The sequence below is a fragment of the Bradyrhizobium vignae genome (assembly GCF_004114425.1).
Taxonomy (GTDB): domain Bacteria; phylum Pseudomonadota; class Alphaproteobacteria; order Rhizobiales; family Xanthobacteraceae; genus Bradyrhizobium; species Bradyrhizobium vignae.
In genome coordinates, this window is sequence record NZ_RDQF01000059.1 from 1 (window position 1) to 16,445 (window position 16,445).

Annotated in this window: 19 protein-coding genes and 1 pseudogene; 12 read left to right on the top strand and 8 right to left on the bottom strand. The window is 63.6% G+C overall.

Annotation, left to right across the window (positions count from 1 at the left end; translation table 11 throughout):
* The first annotated feature begins 180 nt into the window (after positions 1-180).
* Positions 181-921, top strand: a complete 741-nt coding sequence (locus EAV90_RS32540) for a metallophosphoesterase family protein (RefSeq protein ID WP_129145773.1) — start codon at positions 181-183, stop codon at positions 919-921.
* Between the two features lie 126 nt (positions 922-1,047).
* Positions 1,048-1,396: pseudogene (locus tag EAV90_RS32545) on the top strand (cupin domain-containing protein).
* A 23-nt stretch (positions 1,397-1,419) separates the two neighbouring features.
* Here EAV90_RS32545 and EAV90_RS32550 read toward each other — a convergent pair.
* From EAV90_RS32550 to EAV90_RS32565, 4 genes are all read right to left on the bottom strand, one after another.
* Positions 1,420-1,932, bottom strand: coding sequence for a hypothetical protein (locus EAV90_RS32550; RefSeq protein WP_129145774.1), 513 nt, complete (start codon positions 1,930-1,932; stop codon positions 1,420-1,422).
* Between the two features lie 347 nt (positions 1,933-2,279).
* The gene (locus EAV90_RS32555; protein WP_129145775.1) at positions 2,280-2,702 is read right to left on the bottom strand and encodes a VOC family protein; all 423 of its coding nucleotides are present in this window, start codon (positions 2,700-2,702) and stop codon (positions 2,280-2,282) included.
* A 138-nt stretch (positions 2,703-2,840) separates the two neighbouring features.
* Positions 2,841-3,029, bottom strand: coding sequence for a hypothetical protein (locus EAV90_RS32560; RefSeq protein WP_245509670.1), 189 nt, complete (start codon positions 3,027-3,029; stop codon positions 2,841-2,843).
* Positions 3,030-3,032: 3 nt separating this feature from the next.
* Complete coding sequence (locus tag EAV90_RS32565; protein WP_129145776.1) at positions 3,033-4,184, bottom strand: zinc-binding dehydrogenase; 1,152 nt, start codon at positions 4,182-4,184, stop codon at positions 3,033-3,035.
* 63 nt (positions 4,185-4,247) lie between these two features.
* Between EAV90_RS32565 and EAV90_RS32570 the strand changes: the two genes are divergently transcribed.
* From EAV90_RS32570 to EAV90_RS32580, 3 genes are all read left to right on the top strand, one after another.
* Complete coding sequence (locus EAV90_RS32570; protein ID WP_245509671.1) at positions 4,248-4,841, top strand: GNAT family N-acetyltransferase; 594 nt, start codon at positions 4,248-4,250, stop codon at positions 4,839-4,841.
* A gap of 291 nt (positions 4,842-5,132) precedes the next feature.
* A complete protein-coding gene (locus EAV90_RS32575; RefSeq protein ID WP_122402605.1) occupies positions 5,133-5,744 on the top strand; it encodes a PilZ domain-containing protein in 612 nt (203 codons plus the stop codon).
* 331 nt (positions 5,745-6,075) lie between these two features.
* Complete coding sequence (locus EAV90_RS32580) at positions 6,076-6,702, top strand: transglutaminase-like cysteine peptidase (protein WP_122402604.1); 627 nt, start codon at positions 6,076-6,078, stop codon at positions 6,700-6,702.
* Between the two features lie 120 nt (positions 6,703-6,822).
* On the opposite strand, the gene EAV90_RS32585 is transcribed toward EAV90_RS32580, so the two are convergent.
* Positions 6,823-8,370, bottom strand: coding sequence for an FAD-dependent oxidoreductase (locus EAV90_RS32585; protein ID WP_164937205.1), 1,548 nt, complete (start codon positions 8,368-8,370; stop codon positions 6,823-6,825).
* Between the two features lie 127 nt (positions 8,371-8,497).
* On the opposite strand from EAV90_RS32585, the gene EAV90_RS32590 reads away from it, so the two are divergent.
* Positions 8,498-8,725 carry a hypothetical protein gene (locus EAV90_RS32590; protein ID WP_122402602.1) on the top strand — a complete coding sequence of 76 codons (228 nt, stop codon included), beginning with the start codon at positions 8,498-8,500 and terminating at the stop codon, positions 8,723-8,725.
* Between the two features lie 41 nt (positions 8,726-8,766).
* Here EAV90_RS32590 and EAV90_RS32595 read toward each other — a convergent pair whose 3' ends face one another.
* Positions 8,767-9,474, bottom strand: coding sequence for a GntR family transcriptional regulator (locus EAV90_RS32595; RefSeq protein WP_129145777.1), 708 nt, complete (start codon positions 9,472-9,474; stop codon positions 8,767-8,769).
* A 260-nt stretch (positions 9,475-9,734) separates the two neighbouring features.
* Here EAV90_RS32595 and EAV90_RS32600 point away from each other — a divergent pair, with 260 nt between their 5' ends.
* The 6 genes from EAV90_RS32600 (at position 9,735) to EAV90_RS32625 (ending at position 15,320) form a co-directional block, all read left to right on the top strand.
* The gene (locus EAV90_RS32600) at positions 9,735-10,721 is read left to right on the top strand and encodes an ABC transporter ATP-binding protein (RefSeq protein WP_129145778.1); all 987 of its coding nucleotides are present in this window, start codon (positions 9,735-9,737) and stop codon (positions 10,719-10,721) included.
* A 42-nt stretch (positions 10,722-10,763) separates the two neighbouring features.
* Positions 10,764-12,053, top strand: coding sequence for an ABC transporter substrate-binding protein (locus EAV90_RS32605; RefSeq protein WP_162500223.1), 1,290 nt, complete (start codon positions 10,764-10,766; stop codon positions 12,051-12,053).
* A complete protein-coding gene (locus EAV90_RS32610; RefSeq protein WP_129145779.1) occupies positions 12,053-13,012 on the top strand; it encodes an ABC transporter permease in 960 nt (319 codons plus the stop codon). Before EAV90_RS32605 ends, EAV90_RS32610 begins: the two co-directional genes overlap by 1 nt.
* A 3-nt stretch (positions 13,013-13,015) precedes the next feature.
* Positions 13,016-13,894, top strand: coding sequence for an ABC transporter permease (locus EAV90_RS32615; protein ID WP_129145780.1), 879 nt, complete (start codon positions 13,016-13,018; stop codon positions 13,892-13,894).
* A gap of 21 nt (positions 13,895-13,915) precedes the next feature.
* The gene (locus EAV90_RS32620; RefSeq protein WP_129145781.1) at positions 13,916-14,647 is read left to right on the top strand and encodes an aspartate/glutamate racemase family protein; all 732 of its coding nucleotides are present in this window, start codon (positions 13,916-13,918) and stop codon (positions 14,645-14,647) included.
* 178 nt (positions 14,648-14,825) lie between these two features.
* On the top strand, positions 14,826-15,320 hold the full coding sequence (locus tag EAV90_RS32625; RefSeq protein WP_129145782.1) for a hypothetical protein: 495 nt from the start codon (positions 14,826-14,828) through the stop codon (positions 15,318-15,320).
* Between the two features lie 183 nt (positions 15,321-15,503).
* Here EAV90_RS32625 and EAV90_RS32630 read toward each other — a convergent pair whose 3' ends face one another.
* Together EAV90_RS32630 and EAV90_RS32635 are read right to left on the bottom strand one after the other, a co-directional pair.
* On the bottom strand, positions 15,504-15,872 hold the full coding sequence (locus tag EAV90_RS32630) for a hypothetical protein (protein WP_122402594.1): 369 nt from the start codon (positions 15,870-15,872) through the stop codon (positions 15,504-15,506).
* Positions 15,873-15,976: 104 nt separating this feature from the next.
* On the bottom strand, positions 15,977-16,315 hold the full coding sequence (locus EAV90_RS32635; RefSeq protein WP_129145783.1) for a hypothetical protein: 339 nt from the start codon (positions 16,313-16,315) through the stop codon (positions 15,977-15,979).
* Between the last annotated feature and the right edge of the window lie 130 nt (positions 16,316-16,445).

Sequence of the window (16,445 nt, forward strand, 5' to 3'; positions counted from 1 at the left end):
TGCGGTCGCGGATGGGCTATGATCGGCACTGCGGGCAGGCTCGTCGGCCACTTCTACATCCACAATGGCGACGATTCAGCCTTCGTTTGCGAACGCGGCTGAGTTCTTCAACAGCCTGCTAGATGAGTCCTGCGACCCGGCAGAGCTAAGTTCAGATAAAACAGAATAGGGAGCACGACGATGCGGTTGGCAGTCATTTCCGATATCCACGGCAATCTTGCTGCGCTTGAGGCGGTGCTGGCCGACATCAAGGCGCGGGGCGTCGACCGTACGGTCAACCTCGGCGATTGCGTCACCAGCCCGCTGTGGCCGAGAGAAACCTTCGAAGCCCTCCAGTCGCTGGCGTTGCCGACCGTGCGCGGAAACCATGATCGCTGGATTGAGGAGTTTCCGGACGACAAGCTCTCGCCGGCAGGCCTGTTTGCGCGTCGCGCACTGACTGCGGAGCAACGGCGCGCGCTCCACAGCCTGCCTTCCCAAATTCGGCTGGACGATGGGATCCTGGCCTGCCATGGCACGCCCGAAGACGATACGGCGTGCCTGCTGGAGGAAACGCTCGACGACGGCCGCTTTGTGCCGGCACGCCGCGAAGTTCTGGCGACGCGCCTTGCGAGCGAGCCGACGGCGCGCGTGGTGCTGTGTGGCCATAGCCACCGCCAAGCCGTCATTCACGGTCCGCGCGAGTGTCTGGTCCTCAATCCCGGGAGCGTCGGATGCCCGGTCTTCGCGGACATTCCCTTTGCCGCGAAACTGGAACACCGCTCGCCTCACGCCCGGTATGCGATCATCACGAAGGGAAAAAGGGGCTGGCAAGTCGAACTTCTCGCCCTCGAATACGACTGGGAGGCCGCCTCGGCACGCGCGCTCGCCAACAACCGCCCGGAATGGGCGCAGGCGATGTTGTCCGGATACGTCAAATAGAAGCCGGCTGCCGTGAGATCTCCGAATCCACGCCACAGGGCAGGATCGACCGATGAACGCGTACGGCCTTGTCGCGCCCGCAACGCGCCCCCAAATCGTGCCCCAAGCGCGAGCAACGGGTGAAACATGGCCGACAGCATATCGCTTGCCGACAAACTGGCGACCTTTGGGGATTATTGGTCGCCGCGCACAATCACGACCTTCAACGATTGCGACGTGATGGTGGTGAAGGTGAAGGGCGAGTTCACCTGGCACAAGCACGACGACACCGACGATTTCTTCCTGGTCCTGAAGGGCCATCATCGAAATGCGGGATCGCACGGTGACGCTCGGTCCGGGCGAGCTCTATGTCGTGCCCAAAGGCGTCGAGCATCGCCCAGTGGCCCGCGAGGAGGTTCATCTCATGCTGATCGAACCGACCGGCACGCCAAATACGGGCGACACGGCGACCGCCGCTGCGCGCAAGCTCGCCTAGCGAGCAACGCCGTTGTCTCTGGTCTAGTCCCTCGAGGTCTCCAGCCTGCTGAAGCTGCCGACCAGCTTGGCTTTTGCCCGCGCAACAGTGTCCTTGGCAGCGCGGGCCAAGGCTCGGACGGCGCGCCAGGCTTCGGTCGCCTGCAGCCACGCCTTCATCGCCGCGACCTTCCCGTAGGTCCAGGCGAAGGCCGGAATCCGCATCAGCTTGTCCCGCGTGAGATGGAACAGGCGCTCCACCAGCACGAGCTTGAGCAGCTCGCCGACGATGAAAGTCACCGCACCGGTCACGAACTGCCCCGTTGCAGCGAGGTAGGCAGCGACCGGTTTGATCGGTTCGAGAATGATGACGGGCACGGAAAACAAGGCGAGTGACGGATAAGGCGGAAGCGCCCTGATCCAGTCGCGCAACCGCCGGAATTCGAAATGCCGCCCAATCCAGCGGGCGATGGGCCGTGCCACGGCCATGAAGACCGCATCCACCAGGAGGTAGACCGCAGCCAGGATGTAAGTGACGGGTTTCAGGATTCGCTTCACGATACCTCTCCCGCGAACTGAAAGCCGGAACTGGGGCCTAAGTTTCACCTCGACGTGAATAACTTGCGAATTCCTGGTGGAACTTTTTGGGCGAAGGGCGCCCCAACTGCGCTCTTCCTTCTCCCTTTGTGGAAGAAGGTGGGATAGGCGGCCTTCGGCCGCCGTTCCTGAGAACGCCGAAGCGAAGCTTCGGCTGTGGCGCGGGATGAGGGGTATCTCTGGGAACAACGACCGAAAGAGGCTCAGGCGCGGAGAGATATGCCTTACCCGTCTCGCCGCTTTGCGGCGAGCCACCCTCTCCCACAAGGGGGCCCACAAGGGGAGAGGGTGAAGTCAGACCAACGTCCTCATATCTCCGCATAGACCTCCAGAAGATTGCCGTCGGGATCGCGAAAGAACAGCGTGCGGTGGCCGAAAGACTGGTTCGTCGGTGGCGACAGCAGCGCCACGCCATGCCGCGCGAGTTCATTGGCGCATTGATCGACCTCGGCCACGGAAACCCTAAAGGCCAGCTGCAGCGAGGCGCTGCCCGCCGGAATCGGCGCATCGGCGGCGGTGCGGCTCGGTCTTGCCAGCGCCAGCGTGTTGCTGCCGAGGCCGTATTCGATCCAGTTCGGCGACAGCTCGCGCGAGAGCGGAAAGGCGAGGACGTCCTCGTAGAAGCGCCGCATCGCGGCCATGTCGCGCACGAAGATGACGGTGTAGTCGATTGCGCGGATGGAGTTGAAGGGTGAGCGCCGGGCCGGTTCGGGTGTCTTTTCGTCGGTCATTTCGTCACTCGTTCCAGGCTCCGACTTGTAGCCCGCATGGAGCAAAGCGGAATGCGGGACCGGCGTCCCCGGATTACGCTGCGCTCCATCCCGGGCTACGGATTTAGCTATCGCAGCAGGCCGCCACCATAACGCAGCTCATAAAGCGGTGTACCATCGTGCCGCGCAATCGTCTCGATGCCGTGAAACCGATGGCGCGCGGTGCGCGAGCTGCTTCGAGCCGGTGAGCAGGGGCGTGGCGACGGTCGCGTCGTCGTCGAGGCCCGCATAAGTGCGTCGCTTGGCCTCGACCAGGAATGCCGCGAGATCGGGCGGGATGAACGGCATCGCCTATTCCACCAGCTCCGGCCACGGCACGATGGTCGACTTCACCGTCTTCATCGCCATCGCGTCCTTCACCGCCTGCGCGACGCCCGATTCCGTGAACGGATAGATCGTCTGCATCTTCAGCCACGGATATTTGTCACGCGTGCGATAGAGCATGTCGACGCCGAGCGGCAGGTCGTTGCCGGTGAAGCCCCAGGATCCCAGCACGTTGAGGTCCTTGGTGCAGATGCGATGCCAGGAGGTCTCGATCGAGCCGGCGTCGGTGAACTGGCCCATCTCGACATAGGTGCCGCCATCGCGCAACATCTCGATGCCTTCGGGGCCCGCCGAGGGATGTCCCGAGCAGTCCATCACGAGGTCGGCGCCGAAGCCGCCGACGATGTCGCGCACGCGCGCGATGCGCTCCTGCGGTGATTTCAGCTCCTCGATGTTGACCGTCGCCGCCGCGCCGAATTCGCGGGCGAGCTTGAGCCGCGGCTCCTCCGGCGCGCCGACGCAGATGACGCGCCCTGCCCCCATCTCCTTTGCGGCCGCGACCGCGAGAATGCCGATCGGGCCCGAGCCCTGGATCACCACGGTGTCGCCCCAGCTGAACCCGCCCGCGCGGGTCGCGCGATTGAAGGCGCGGATGCAGGAGGTCAGCGGCTCCGACAGCGCCCCCAAACGCAGCGACATGTCATCGGGCAGCTTGTAGATCTTGGTGCCCGGCAACATGTCGAGATCGACATAGACATATTCGGCCCAGCCGCCCCACAGATGCGGCGCCTTGTCGAAGCCGAGATAGCGGCCGTAATAAACCGGCGTCAGGCATTTGTTGGCGGTTTGTGGATAATGGATGCAGTAATAGCAGCGTCCGCACGGCATCAGCGGCGGGATCATTACTTTTGAGCCGACCTTGAGCGGTTTGCTCATGAAGTCCTCGGTGAATTCATCGCCGCATTCGACGATGACGCCGCCAAGCTCGTGGCCGAGCGTGAACGGCCAGGGCAGCGGCTTCGGCCAATGCCCTTTGAGAATATGCAGATCGGTGCCGCAGACCCCGCAGGCGCCGACCTTGATCAGCGCAGCCTTGCGGCCGACCTTCGGCCACGGCACGGTTTTGATGACGGGCTCCGAGCCCGGCCCTGCGTGGGTGCAGACGCGGATTTGCTCCATGGTGTGTCCTCGCTGCCCGTTTGTTATGATTGGTTGTGCGGGCTGATGGGAAGCGTATGTGAGATGCGCGGCCATGCCAAGGTGGTGCGGCAACGCGTAGCCCGCATGGAGCAACGCGGGATGCGGGGACAGCGGCCCCGGATTACGCAGCTCCATCCGGATCTACAAGGATCACGCCGATGCTGCGCGATTATACCCGACGATGCGGATGCGATCGTGCGCGTTGCTCTCGCGGCGTTCGCACAATTCGAGCATGACTATTCCGACTGGCCGCTGTTTACGGCCAATGTCGCGAAGATGCCGCTACTTGCCAAGACCGGCGAGATCATCGTTGCCGAAAACGGCGATCAGATCGTCGGCGCCGTGGCCTATGTCGGCCCACAAGCGCCGAAGCCGGCATTCTTCGATCCGTCCTGGCCAATCATCCGCATGCTGGTGGTCGATCCTTCCGCGCGCGGCAAGGGCATCGGCCGGCAATTGACCGAAGAATGTCTGCGCCGCGCCGAGCGCGATCAGTCCCCGGTCATCGCACTGCATACGACGACGATCATGACGGTTGCGCTGCCGATGTATCTGCGCATGGGGTTTGAGAAGGTGCATGAGGCGCCGGATATCTCCGGCGTGCCGTATGCGGTTTACGTGAAGTCACTCGGGTAGTCTGGTGGCCCGCATGGCGCGCAGCGTAATGCGGAGACAGCGGCCCCGGATTTCGCTTTTGGTCCATCCAGGCTATGGCGCTGATCGGCCTGATCGACGGCGATCCGGCCGGCCCGATCATGAGCGGGGCCGCCCGCGGGTGCGACGGTATCGGCCTGCCCGCCCTTGATGTGGCTTTTCGAGCGCATTGTGTCTGTCCGTTACCGCCGCGCCCGATCCTAACGCGGCATTAACCCTATGCACTTTAGGGTCGTGCCGGACTCCGCCCGGGCGGGGGGTCGGGTGTTGGAAATGGCGTTGGCGAACAAAAAATTTCTTCCTGCCACCGAGGAGCGCAGGCGCTTCCAGCGGGTGAAGGTGCACCTGCTCGGCCGCTACATGCTGCCGGACCGCCGGGAATTCCCCTGCCAGGTGATCAACATGTCGCCGGGCGGCCTTGCTTTGCTCGCCCCCGGCATCGGCAATGTCGGCGACCGCGTGGTTGCCTATCTCGACCATATCGGCCGCGTCGAGGGCAAGATCACCCGCATCATCGACAACGGCTTTGCCATGACGATCGGGGCGACGCCGCGTAAGCGCGACAAGCTCGCGGCCCAGCTGACCTGGCTCGCCAACCGCGACATCCTCAATCTGCCTGAGGATCGCCGTCACGACCGTATCGTGCCGCGCAACCCGATCGCGGTGCTGACGCTCGAGGACGGCACCAAGATGACCTGCCGCATCATCGACCTCTCGCTGTCGGGCGCGGCCATCGCCGCGGAGAACCGGCCGCCGCTGAAATCGACGGTTCTGCTCGGCCGGGTCCAGGGCCGCGTGGTCCGAAACCTCGAAGACGGCTTTGCGCTGGAGTTCATGCACGAGCAGCCGGCCGAGACACTCGAAGAGAGCGTTACCGCGCGGTAAAACGCGAGGACGCGAAAACCTCGGCATTTCCAGGCTCGAAGGCGGCCTCCGCGATGCGGACGCCGCCTTTTTCATGTCTCGCGGCAAGCCGCCCCGCGGTTAACGCGTGGGTTGTAGATGCCTGCAAACAACGCTTCCGCCGGCGTTTCCCCGTTAATGGATAAAATTTGAATCAATTGCAGTCATATCGAATTTTATTTGAATTCGATTCAAGTATAGATCGAATTCGCCGCGCCTTTTACTTGCATTCGTCTCGACTTGACTTGGTTGACTTAGCGGCAACTCAAAAGCTCCGTGCCAAACGTGGTCCCAACAAGAAACGGGGGCCGCAATGTTTGACTTCAAGGGACAGGGGAAGAGGCTGGCGATTGTCGCCATGCTCTTCGGGATCAGCGCGGCAGCGCAGGCCGGCGAAGGCCGTCTGCTCTACGCGAGCCTCGGCGACACCACGCGTGCGCCGATCGGCTGGGTCGAGTTCTGCGCGGACAATGCTGCCCAGTGCCAGGGTGCGCCGATGCAGCCGCGCGACATTGTGATGTCACAGGCCGCGTGGCGCGACCTCGTCAAGGTCAATCGCTGGGTCAACGAGACCATCAAGCCTTTGACCGACCAGGAGCACTGGGGCGTGATCGAGAGGTGGTCGCTGCCGACCGACGGCTACGGCGACTGTGAAGACTACGTGCTGTTGAAGCGCAAGATGCTGATGGATGCCGGATGGCCGCGCCAGGCCCTTCTCATCACCGTGGTGCGCGACAAGAAGGGCGAAGGCCACGCGGTGCTGACGGTGAAGACCGACAAGGGCGAGTTCATTCTCGACAACCAGAACGAGAACGTCGTCGCCTGGACGGAGACCGGCTACCGCTTCGTCAAGCGCCAGTCGCAGAGCGATCCCAACGTGTGGGTCTCGCTGGGCGATACCAAGCCGGCGGTCTCCACCGCCAGCGCGAAGGATCAGTAGGAACGAGACAACGAGTTACGCGGCCCGGTCACATCCCCACCCCTCCCCGTCCCAGACCGGTTCGCGCGCGGCCAGCCATCCCCCAATGGCTGGCCGCAACTTTTTCGGGGGGATGACCACTCACTCTGCGGCTTCAAGATTGGCGGGCTTGTCGGCCTCGCCCAGCGGCGACACTGCGGGGCCGTTGAGCGCGGTGCCGTCGGGCGCAAACTGCGATCCGTGACACGGGCAATCCCAACACTGCTCGAGTGAATTCCAGTGCACGACGCAGCCGAGATGGGTGCAGCTTGCCGAATGCAAGTGCAATTGCCCGTTCCGGTCGCGGCACGCCGCGATCTTCTTCAGGCCGCTGCGGACGAGGCGCCCCTCGCCCGGCCGCAAATGTTCGACGCTCGCGATCTCACTCGCGGTGAGATACTCCGCGAAATTCTTCAGCGGCGTGATGTTCTCGCTGATGAACTCGCCGATGTTCTTGTGGATCTTCCGCGTCGGAGCGTAGACCTCTTCCCACGGGCTCGCGCCAATCGTGATCAGATCCGTCACCAACAAGCCGGCAACGAGCCCGTTCGTGATCCCCTGCCCTGAATCGCCGCTGACGACATAGAGATGCTCTTCGCCGGGACTGCGGCCGATGAAGCCGGCGAAATCGATCGGCTCCAGCACCTGGCCGGACCACCGGTGAGTGACCTCGCGCAGGTGCGGCAATCGCTCGCGCGCCCAGCGTTCGAGCGCATCAAGGCGTTGTGCGCCGTCGTTCGCTTCGCCCGACTTATGGTCTTCGCCGCCGATGATCACGAGATGCTCGTCGGTGGAGAACGGCTGGAGTCGGACATAGTGATACGGATCGAGCGTATCCCAATAGAGCGCGTCCTCCAGCGCTCCGGCCGCGATCTTCGCGGCGAGCGCATAGGTGCGGTAAGGCGCCTGCTTGGTATGGATCGCGACCTGCACATTGACGGGCGAGTTCGTCGCGACCACCACGTCGGCGGCGTGGACCTCGTGGCCTGAGGCGGTCGTCACGACCATGTCGCCTTGGCGTTGACGGATGCTCTCGACACAGGTGTCGGCGTAGAGCCTGGCGCCCCGGCGCTCCAGTGCGCTCGCGAGACCAGCGAGATATTTGGTCGGGTGCAGGCGCGCCTGGCGCGGAAAACGCAGCGAACGCATCTGGCCGTTGGCATGGAACGGGGTCGGCTCGACGTAGTTTTCGACGGGAATCCCCAGCCTGAGACAGCAATCCAATTCCTCGTCCAGCTCGGATGCTGGCGTTTCGGGCGCCTGCACCCAGTAACCGTCGACGCGTTGAAAATCGCAATCGATGTGCTCGATGCGCTGAATGGCCTCGGCGCGATCGATCGCGGTCACAACGCTCTGATAGTAGTGGCGGGCACAGTCGGGGCCTCGCACCCTCAACAACTCGTCGTAACCGTCGTCGAGCGCCGTCGCCAGGTGTGCGGTGGTACGCGCCGTCATCCCGCTGCCGATGCCGCCGCGGTCCAGCACCACGACCGAACGTCCGTGGCTGGCAAGCTCATAGGCGACCGATAATCCGGAAATTCCTGAGCCGACAACGGCGAGGTCCGCTCCCACGGTCCCGGATAGCGCCGGCGCGTCTGCGACCGAGATATCCATCCAAGGCGATCGGGTGTGCTCGTCCCGTACGTTCATGGCAGTTCTCCTCGGAAGAACAAACGATGTGGTACGATCAGGGTTCCTGTCGGCGGCCGGCGAGCGGAACGTGACCGTGCTCACCTCATCGATTAGGAACCTTCATCGTGCTCGCGCATGAAACCGCATGAAAACTCCATCACCCGGAATGCGCAGGGCGCTGCGTCAGGCTCAGTTGTACGGGCACCTGCTCGTCCGCAATGACAGGCTGTATCACCCGGGAGGCAATCATCCGATCTGCTCCATACAGCTTGCACGAGAGATGGTCAGGTCAGGATGGATGACCAAGCACGACGGCGAATACGAAATCACGCCTGACGGCCAGCTCGCCGCTGAAAGCGAACTCAGCCGCTGATGCGGCGTCGCGAGCGCGACCGCAACCCCGCGCGGTACCGGTCAGGCGCCGAGCACATCCGCCAGCCGCAACTCGTCGGCCGCGGGATCCTTCAGGAACAGCTCCGCCTCGATCTCGTTCAGATGCGACAGCATCAAGGCCCCCGCGCGCGCCTTGTCGCGCTTGCGGATCGCAGCGACGATTCCCGCGTGATGATCGGTGCCGCAGGCCGGCGTGTCGTGGCGGCGGTAGAGCAGGATGATGAGCGAGGAGCGCGCGATCAGCTCCTTCAGGAAGCCGAGATAGATGCCGTGGCCGCTCATCTCGGCGACGAGGCGATGAAACTCGCCGGAGAGCCGCACCGAGGCGCGCGCATCGCCGCGCAATTCCGCTTCGCGCTCCTCGGCAAGATGCTGGCCGAGGCGATCGAGCCAGGCCGGCGAAACCGCATCGATCGCGCGATCCACGATGGTAGGCTCGATCAGGCGGCGCGCCTCGAACACTTCGCGGGCATCGGCGGGCGTCGGCCGCGCGACGAAGGCGCCGCGGTTCTTCTCGATGTTGACGATGCCCTCATGTGCGAGCTGCTGCAGCGCGGTGCGCACCAGCGTACGGCTCGCGCCGTAGATCTCGCCGATCTCGTCCTCACCGAGCTTGGTGCCGGGCAGCAGGCGATGTTCGAGGATCGCCGCGGTCACGCCCTCCCGGATACGGCTGACGCGATCGCTCGCATCTGGCGCATCGGGTTTTTGGCGGGTCTTGGCGGCCATGGGGGGCGGGAGCTCGATCGACAGGCGTTCGGCCTCGAATGTTAGTCGACGAGCTGTATCCAATCACAGGCGAAACTTTATACAATCTTCGCCCGTTTTGTGTGCAGATGACTGCGCAGGTGGTGGCCAGCCAACCGGGGGCCGGAACTGACCTAACGATCTGACTCCGCTGCACAGTTTTGGAAATTCGCACAGCCGCGGGCTGTTGGCACGGACCTTGCGGAGAGAGGCGAGACGCATCGCCCCTCCTCGGACACGCCATGGCCACTCCCGCCGCTCTCGAACTGGTCGCCGTCACCAAGCGCTACGACACCACGCTGGCGGTCGATAACGTCAATCTGAAGATTCCGGCCGGCACCTATTGCTGCCTGCTCGGCCCCTCCGGCTGCGGCAAGACCTCGACCCTGCGCATGATCGCCGGCCACGAGGCGGTCAGCGCGGGCGACATCATCCTGGGCGCGCAGAACGTCACCGACCTCGAGCCCGCCAAGCGCGGCACCGCGATGATGTTCCAGTCCTATGCGCTGTTTCCGCACCTCTCCGTGCTCGACAACGTCGCATTCGCTTTGAAGATGCGCGGCATCGACAAGCCGACGCGGCACAAGCGCGCCGGTGAATTGCTCGAGCTGGTCGCGATGAGCCAATATGCGGGCCGTCTGCCGGCGCAGCTCTCCGGCGGTCAGCAGCAGCGCGTCGCCCTCGCCCGCGCGCTGATCACCGAGCCGCAGATCCTGTTGCTCGACGAGCCGCTGTCGGCGCTCGATCCTTTCCTGCGGGTGAAGATGCGCGGCGAGCTGAAGCGGCTGCAGCGCGAGCTCGGGATCAGCTTCATCCAGGTCACCCACGGCCAGGAAGAGGCGATGGCGCTCGCCGACCACATCGTTGTGATGAATCACGGCCGGATCGAGCAGCAGGGCACGGCGCGCGAGATCTTCCACCATCCGCGCACCGAATTCGTGGCGCGCTTCATCGGCGGCCACAACGTGATCAGCGACGCCGGCAATCTCATCGCCGTGCGCGCCGATCAGCTCGGCATCGTGCCGTTGGCCGACGGCGCCTTCGGTGCGCCGGCGCTGCTGACGCAGACCGAGTACCAGGGCTCCTATATCGCCGTCTCGCTCACGCTCGACGACGGCACTGCCCTGTTTTCCCATGTTCCCGAGGCCACCTTCGACGTCCACCCGTTCCGTCCGGGCGATCGCGTGCTGGCCACCTGGGATCCCGCCAAGGCGCAACGCCTGCAATAGCGCCGATCGATCACTGGAATGCGCAACAGAGGAGTGACTGACATGAGCGAGACCACCAGGACGACCGGCGTCAGCCGCCGCACGCTACTCAAGGGCACCGCGGGTCTCGCGGGCCTTGCCGCCGGCTCCGGTGCGATCACCGGCTTTCCCTACGTGAAATCGGCCGACGCGAAGGTGCTGCGTTATCTCGGCACCGCCGTGAACGAAGGCGACGACATCTCCAAGCAGTGCCTGAAGGACACCGGTATCAAGATCGAATACATCACCGCGACCACCGACGACGTCACCAAGCGCGTGATGACCCAGCCGAACTCCTTCGACGTGCTGGATACCGAATATTTCTCGCTGAAGAAGCTGGTGCCGTCGGGCAACATCCTCGCGCTCGACGCCAAGAAGATCAAGGAGTTCGACAACATCACGCCCGTCTTCACCAAAGGCGAGACGCCCGGCGGCAAGAAGATCGGCGGCCAGGGCACGGCACCCTGGAAGGTGCTCTATCTGGAAGGCAAGGACTCCAAGAAGTTCGCGACGTCGGCGACCGAATTCGTGACGCTGATCCCGACCGTCTACAACGCCGACACGCTCGGCATCCGCCCCGACCTGATCAAGCGGCCGATCAGCTCCTGGTCCGAGCTGCTCAATCCCGAATTCAAAGGCAAGGCCTCGATCCTCAATATCCCCTCGATCGGCATCATGGATGCCGCCATGGTCGTGGAAGCCTCCGGCAAGTACAAATATGCCGACAAGGGCAACATGACCAAGGAGGAGATCGATCTCACCATGAAGGTGATGACCGAGGCCAAGAAAGCCGGCCAGTTCCGCGCCTTCTGGAAGGACTTCAATGAGAGCGTCAACCTGATGGCTTCGGGCGAAACCGTCATCCAGTCGATGTGGTCGCCGGCCGTCACCAAGGTCCGCTCGATGGGCATCCCCTGCACCTTCCAACCGCTCAAGGAAGGCTACCGCTCCTGGGCCTCCGGCTTCTGCGTCTCCAAGGGCGTGTCGGGCGCGAAGCTCGACTGGGCCTACGAATTCGTCAACTGGTTCCTGTCCGGCTACGCCGGCGCCTATCTCAACCGCCAGGGCTATTACTCCGCAGTGCTTTCCACCGCGAAGGCACACATGGAGCCCTACGAGTGGGCGTACTGGATGGAAGGCAAGCCGGCCGAGAAGGACATCAAGGCGCCCGACGGCTCGCTCTTGGAAAAGGCCGGCGCGGTGCGCGACGGCGGCTCCTACGAAGACCGCATGGGTGCGGTCGCCTGCTGGAACGCCGTGATGGACGAGAACGACTACATGGTCCGCAAGTGGAACGAGTTCATCGCGGCGTAATGGACATGTCGGAAGAAGTCCTGCAAGAGGCTACCCCGGGCTTGCTCCCGGGGTCGGGCACAGCGCGCGCCGCAAAGCCGACGCGCCTGTCGCCGTCATTCATCTCCTGGCTCCAGGCCGGGCCGATGATGCTGGTGTTTCTCGCCTTCTTCCTCATTCCGCTCGTCTTCGTCGTCATCGTCTCGTTCTGGGACTACAACGAATATCAGCTGCTGCCGGCTTTCTCCGGCCGCGGCTACACCGATACGTTCGAGGGCTGCATCGCGCAGCTTCCCGACCTCTGCACGATCGGCAAGACCTATGTGATGACGCTGAAGCTCTGCTTCATGGTCTGGGCCATCACCCTCTTCCTCGGCTTCTGGGTCGCCTACTTCCTCGCCTTCCACGTCAAGTCCAAGACCTGGCAGATGGGCTTGTCGCTGCTCTGCACGATCCCGTTCTGGACCTCCAACGTGATCCGCATGATCGCCTGGATCCCGTTGCTCGGACGCAACGGCCTCGTGAACTCCGGCCTGATGAAGACGGGACTGATCAACCATCCCTTGGAATGGCTCCTGTTCTCCGAATTCTCCGTGGTGCTGGCGCTGGTGCACCTCTTCACCTTCTTCATGGTGGTGCCGATCTTCAACTCGATGGTGCGCATCGACAAGTCTCTGATCGAGGCGGCCTATGACGCCGGCGCCACCGGCTTCCAGACCCTCGTCAACGTCATCATCCCGCTGGCGAAGCCCGGCATCGTGATCGGCTCGATCTTCGTCATCACCATCGTGATGGGCGACTTCATCACCATCGGCGTGATGGGCGGCCAGCAGATCGCGGCGGCCGGCAAGATCATCGAGACGCGGGTGAATGCGCTGCAATTTCCCGCCGCCGCGGCCAACGCCGTGATCCTGCTCGCGATCACCTTCCTGATCATCACCATGATGTCGCGCATCGTCGACATCAAGAAGGAGCTCTAACGCATGAAGGAAGGACGTCCGCGCTCTTTCTACGTGCTCGCGATCTTCTTCGCGGCCTATGTGCTGTTTCTCTATGGGCCAATGATCGCGATCTACGTGCTGTCGTTCCAGGGACCGCAAGGGGGCCTCACCTTCCCGATGAACGGCGTGTCGACCTTCTGGATCGCAAAACTGTTCCAGGGCACCGGCATCGTCGATCTCGGCGCAGCCTTCCGCCGCTCGCTGCTGCTTGGGGTGATCGTGATGATCGCCACCGTCGTGCTGTCGGTCGCGGCCGGCATGGCTTTCCGCAGAAAATTCAAGGCACAGAGCATCCTGTTCTATTCGGCGATTGCGAGCCTGATCGTGCCCTCGATCATCACCTCGCTCGGCATCTCGCTCGAATTCCGCATCATCGACGATCTGATCAAGGCGCATTGGAACGAGAATTTCGAGACCTCGATGGGCCTGCTCACCTCGGGGCTGGGCGCACATCTGACCTGGACACTGCCGTTCGGCCTGCTGATCATGTTTGCGATCTTCAACCGATTCGACCCGCGCCTAGAGGAAGCCGCGCGCGATCTCGGGGCGACGCCGTGGCAGACCTTCCGACACGTCGTGCTGCCGATCATCCTGCCCTCGGTGATCGGCATCGGCCTGTTCGGCTTCACGCTGTCCTGGGACGAGCTCGCGCGCTCCAGCCAGGCGATCGGCGCGGTCAATACATTGCCGCTGGATCTGCAGGGCCTCACCACCACGGTGACCAACCCCGACATCTACGCGCTCGGCACCGTGATCTCGGCAGTGTCATTCGCGGTGATCACGCTTGCGCTCGGCACCATCCACATGCTCAACAAGCGGCAGGCGGCCAAGGGTTCGGACGCCGGCAAAGGGCTCGTCTGACGAGGGACTTGTCTGATCACGATGCGACTGCACGTCGTCAATCCCAACACCACCGCGTCGATGACCGCGAAGATCGCCGCTGCGGCGCGCAGCGTTGCCCTCCCCGGCACCGTGATCGACGCGCGTCAGCCGACGATGGGCCCAGTCTCGATCGAGGGGTTTTACGATGAGGCCTTCGCCGTTCCCGGCATGCTCGGCTGTATCCGCGAGGCCGACCGCGATGGCGCGGAGGCGCACATCATCGCCTGTTTCGACGACACCGGCTTAGATGCGGCGCGTGCGGTGGCGAAGGCACCGGTGATCGGCATTGGTGAAGCCGGTTTCCACATCGCGAGCCTGATCGCCGCGCGTTTTGCCGTCGTGACGACGCTCGGCGTCTCCATCGTGCCGATCGAGCATAACTTACGGAAATACAGCCTTTCTGATCGCTGCGCCCGGGTCCGCGCCGCCGAGGTGCCGGTGCTGGCGCTCGAGCAGCGCAACACCGATGCGCTCGGCAAGATCTCTGCGGAGATCACGGATGCGATCCGCGACGACCGCGCGGAAGCCATCGTGCTCGGCTGCGCCGGCATGGCCGATCTCGCCAGCGAGCTCGCCGAAACACACGGCCTTCCTGTCGTCGACGGCGTCGCTGCCGCGGTGACGTTGGCGGAATCACTGGTGCGGCTGGGACTGAAGACATCCCGCCTGGGCCCCTACGCAGCGCCGCGCGCGAAGAGCTATTCCGGGCCCTTTTCGCAGTTTCAGCCTTGATCCTGCGCCTTACGGGGCCCTGGAGCCCGCAAGGCCCGCTGATCACTGGTTTTTTGGCTCTCAGCCTCTTTTTGGTCCCATTCCTTGCCGAAACGTAGCGTTTTCGGGACGCCCCCGGTGACCCCTCCGAGTTGCCGGTCTTCGCCACTCGCCAAGTTTCTGTTGGGTTTTGTCAGCGATGATCGATCTCGCCCAGGACACACCGTCCAACCCCCTCCTTCGTCTTGGCGCCCAGCCCATCGCGCTGACCGCTGCAGCCCTGTTGCTCCTGATCGCGGGGGTGACTTCAATCGGGATCTGGCGTGCCTATACCGGCGCCGCCCCCGAGACCGACCGGGTGGTGGCATCGCGACAGCTCCAGGCCCGCACGGTCCAGGCATCCGAGCAGCTGGTTGAGAAAACCAAAGGGCTCGAAGCGACCCAGCAGGAATCAATCGACCAGCTTCAGGTGGTGCAGGACCAGCTCCAGACGATGAAGCGGCTGATGGCGGCGCAACAGGCCGACACCAAGCGCCTGTCCGAGCAGGTCGCAAGCCTGAACGAATCCATTGACGGCCTGCGGCAGTCCTTTGCCAGTGCACGGTCGACCGAGGTCGAAACGCCGTCGGTTACCCGCAGGAAACCTACCCGGTCCCGCGTCCACGCCAGCGCACGCAAGAGCTCGCGCGGCTGACCTGATCAGGGCGCGACGGGAACTTTATTTTCGTCACTTGTGAACTGGATCACATTCGCTCGTATGATTCCGCGCGATGCTCGCGGTTACCGGATGGCGTGAGCCGATTTCAATATCCGGGGCTGGCAAGGTCGTTGACGGTATACTGCGTCAACGGCCTTGTTCTTTAGCAGGCGTACCGCCTCACTCGCAGACGTCGACCCGACGGTACCGCCATCCCGATGGCGTCATGACACGCTTCCGTGCGACATAGCAGCCGCCATAACCGTCGTCGTAGCCGGCACCATAATAGTAGGGATCACCGTAGTAGGGGTAGCCGTAGCCGTAATAGCTCCCGTAGTAGCCGGCACCGACGAAACCCGCCCCGATCGCGAAGCCTGGCCAGAAGCCGCCGCCATGCCAATGCCGGTGCCCCCAGCCGCCCCCACCATGGAAACCACCGCCATGGAAGCCTCCACCATGCCCGAAACCGCCCCGCGCCTCGGCCACTTGCGGCGCTGACAGCCCGACTGCCGCGGCGGTCAGCGCCGCCGTCACCATCTTGCGTAACATGACTCGATCCTCCGCGCGGATACGCTCCACGCTTCAAAGCAGGATCAAGCTAACGTCACCCAGGCATTCCGGACAGCCACACTGTCTCACTTCCGCGCGAGCGTTCAGCAGCCGCGGCAGATGCTGTTCATTTTCTTGTCGAGCCGCCGGTTCTCGGCGTTGACGGTGGCATCAGTCTCCCCACCTGTGCCGGTGCCGGTGGTGACTCCGGATCCCGGACCGGATGATTGAGCCGTACCCAGGCTGTTGGTCCCGGGCGGCGGAGCGGGCGAGTTGCCAACGGCTCCGGTCGATCCCATCGAACCTCCGGTCGTTCCCACCGAGCCTCCGCTCGATCCGGCAGAGCCGCCGGTCGCTTGCGCCAATGAGACGGCCGGCACCGCCGCGAGTGCGAGGATCATGATCGTGGTCTTGATTGAGCCGGTTGCGGACGGTCTGGCCATTGCAAATGCTCCTTTGCCGGTCAACGGCCGCGATCAAGACCTGTTCCGGAACAAATGCCGTCACAGCTTGAAAGCGAGGGAGGCAAATCACGATGACCGACCGCGATCCCTTTGGCGCGCGCAAGATGTC

Bases quoted from the DNA above. Each gene is read 5' to 3' on its own strand.
- EAV90_RS32590 (WP_122402602.1), top strand. From the start codon at position 8,498: ATGAAAACTCCATCACCCGGAATGCGCAGGGCGCTGCGTCAGGCTCAG.
- EAV90_RS32585 (WP_164937205.1), bottom strand. From the start codon at position 8,370: ATGAACGTACGGGACGAGCACACCCGATCGCCTTGGATGGATATCTCG.
- EAV90_RS32580 (WP_122402604.1), top strand. From the start codon at position 6,076: ATGTTTGACTTCAAGGGACAGGGGAAGAGGCTGGCGATTGTCGCCATG.
- EAV90_RS32615 (WP_129145780.1), top strand. From the start codon at position 13,016: ATGAAGGAAGGACGTCCGCGCTCTTTCTACGTGCTCGCGATCTTCTTC.
- EAV90_RS32575 (WP_122402605.1), top strand. From the start codon at position 5,133: ATGGCGTTGGCGAACAAAAAATTTCTTCCTGCCACCGAGGAGCGCAGG.
- EAV90_RS32605 (WP_162500223.1), top strand. From the start codon at position 10,764: ATGAGCGAGACCACCAGGACGACCGGCGTCAGCCGCCGCACGCTACTC.
- EAV90_RS32540 (WP_129145773.1), top strand. From the start codon at position 181: ATGCGGTTGGCAGTCATTTCCGATATCCACGGCAATCTTGCTGCGCTT.
- EAV90_RS32610 (WP_129145779.1), top strand. From the start codon at position 12,053: ATGGACATGTCGGAAGAAGTCCTGCAAGAGGCTACCCCGGGCTTGCTC.
- EAV90_RS32595 (WP_129145777.1), bottom strand. From the start codon at position 9,474: ATGGCCGCCAAGACCCGCCAAAAACCCGATGCGCCAGATGCGAGCGAT.
- EAV90_RS32600 (WP_129145778.1), top strand. From the start codon at position 9,735: ATGGCCACTCCCGCCGCTCTCGAACTGGTCGCCGTCACCAAGCGCTAC.
- EAV90_RS32630 (WP_122402594.1), bottom strand. From the start codon at position 15,872: ATGTTACGCAAGATGGTGACGGCGGCGCTGACCGCCGCGGCAGTCGGG.
- EAV90_RS32635 (WP_129145783.1), bottom strand. From the start codon at position 16,315: ATGGCCAGACCGTCCGCAACCGGCTCAATCAAGACCACGATCATGATC.
- EAV90_RS32620 (WP_129145781.1), top strand. From the start codon at position 13,916: ATGCGACTGCACGTCGTCAATCCCAACACCACCGCGTCGATGACCGCG.
- EAV90_RS32570 (WP_245509671.1), top strand. From the start codon at position 4,248: ATGCGCGGCCATGCCAAGGTGGTGCGGCAACGCGTAGCCCGCATGGAG.
- EAV90_RS32555 (WP_129145775.1), bottom strand. From the start codon at position 2,702: ATGACCGACGAAAAGACACCCGAACCGGCCCGGCGCTCACCCTTCAAC.
- EAV90_RS32560 (WP_245509670.1), bottom strand. From the start codon at position 3,029: ATGCCGTTCATCCCGCCCGATCTCGCGGCATTCCTGGTCGAGGCCAAG.
- EAV90_RS32565 (WP_129145776.1), bottom strand. From the start codon at position 4,184: ATGGAGCAAATCCGCGTCTGCACCCACGCAGGGCCGGGCTCGGAGCCC.
- EAV90_RS32625 (WP_129145782.1), top strand. From the start codon at position 14,826: ATGATCGATCTCGCCCAGGACACACCGTCCAACCCCCTCCTTCGTCTT.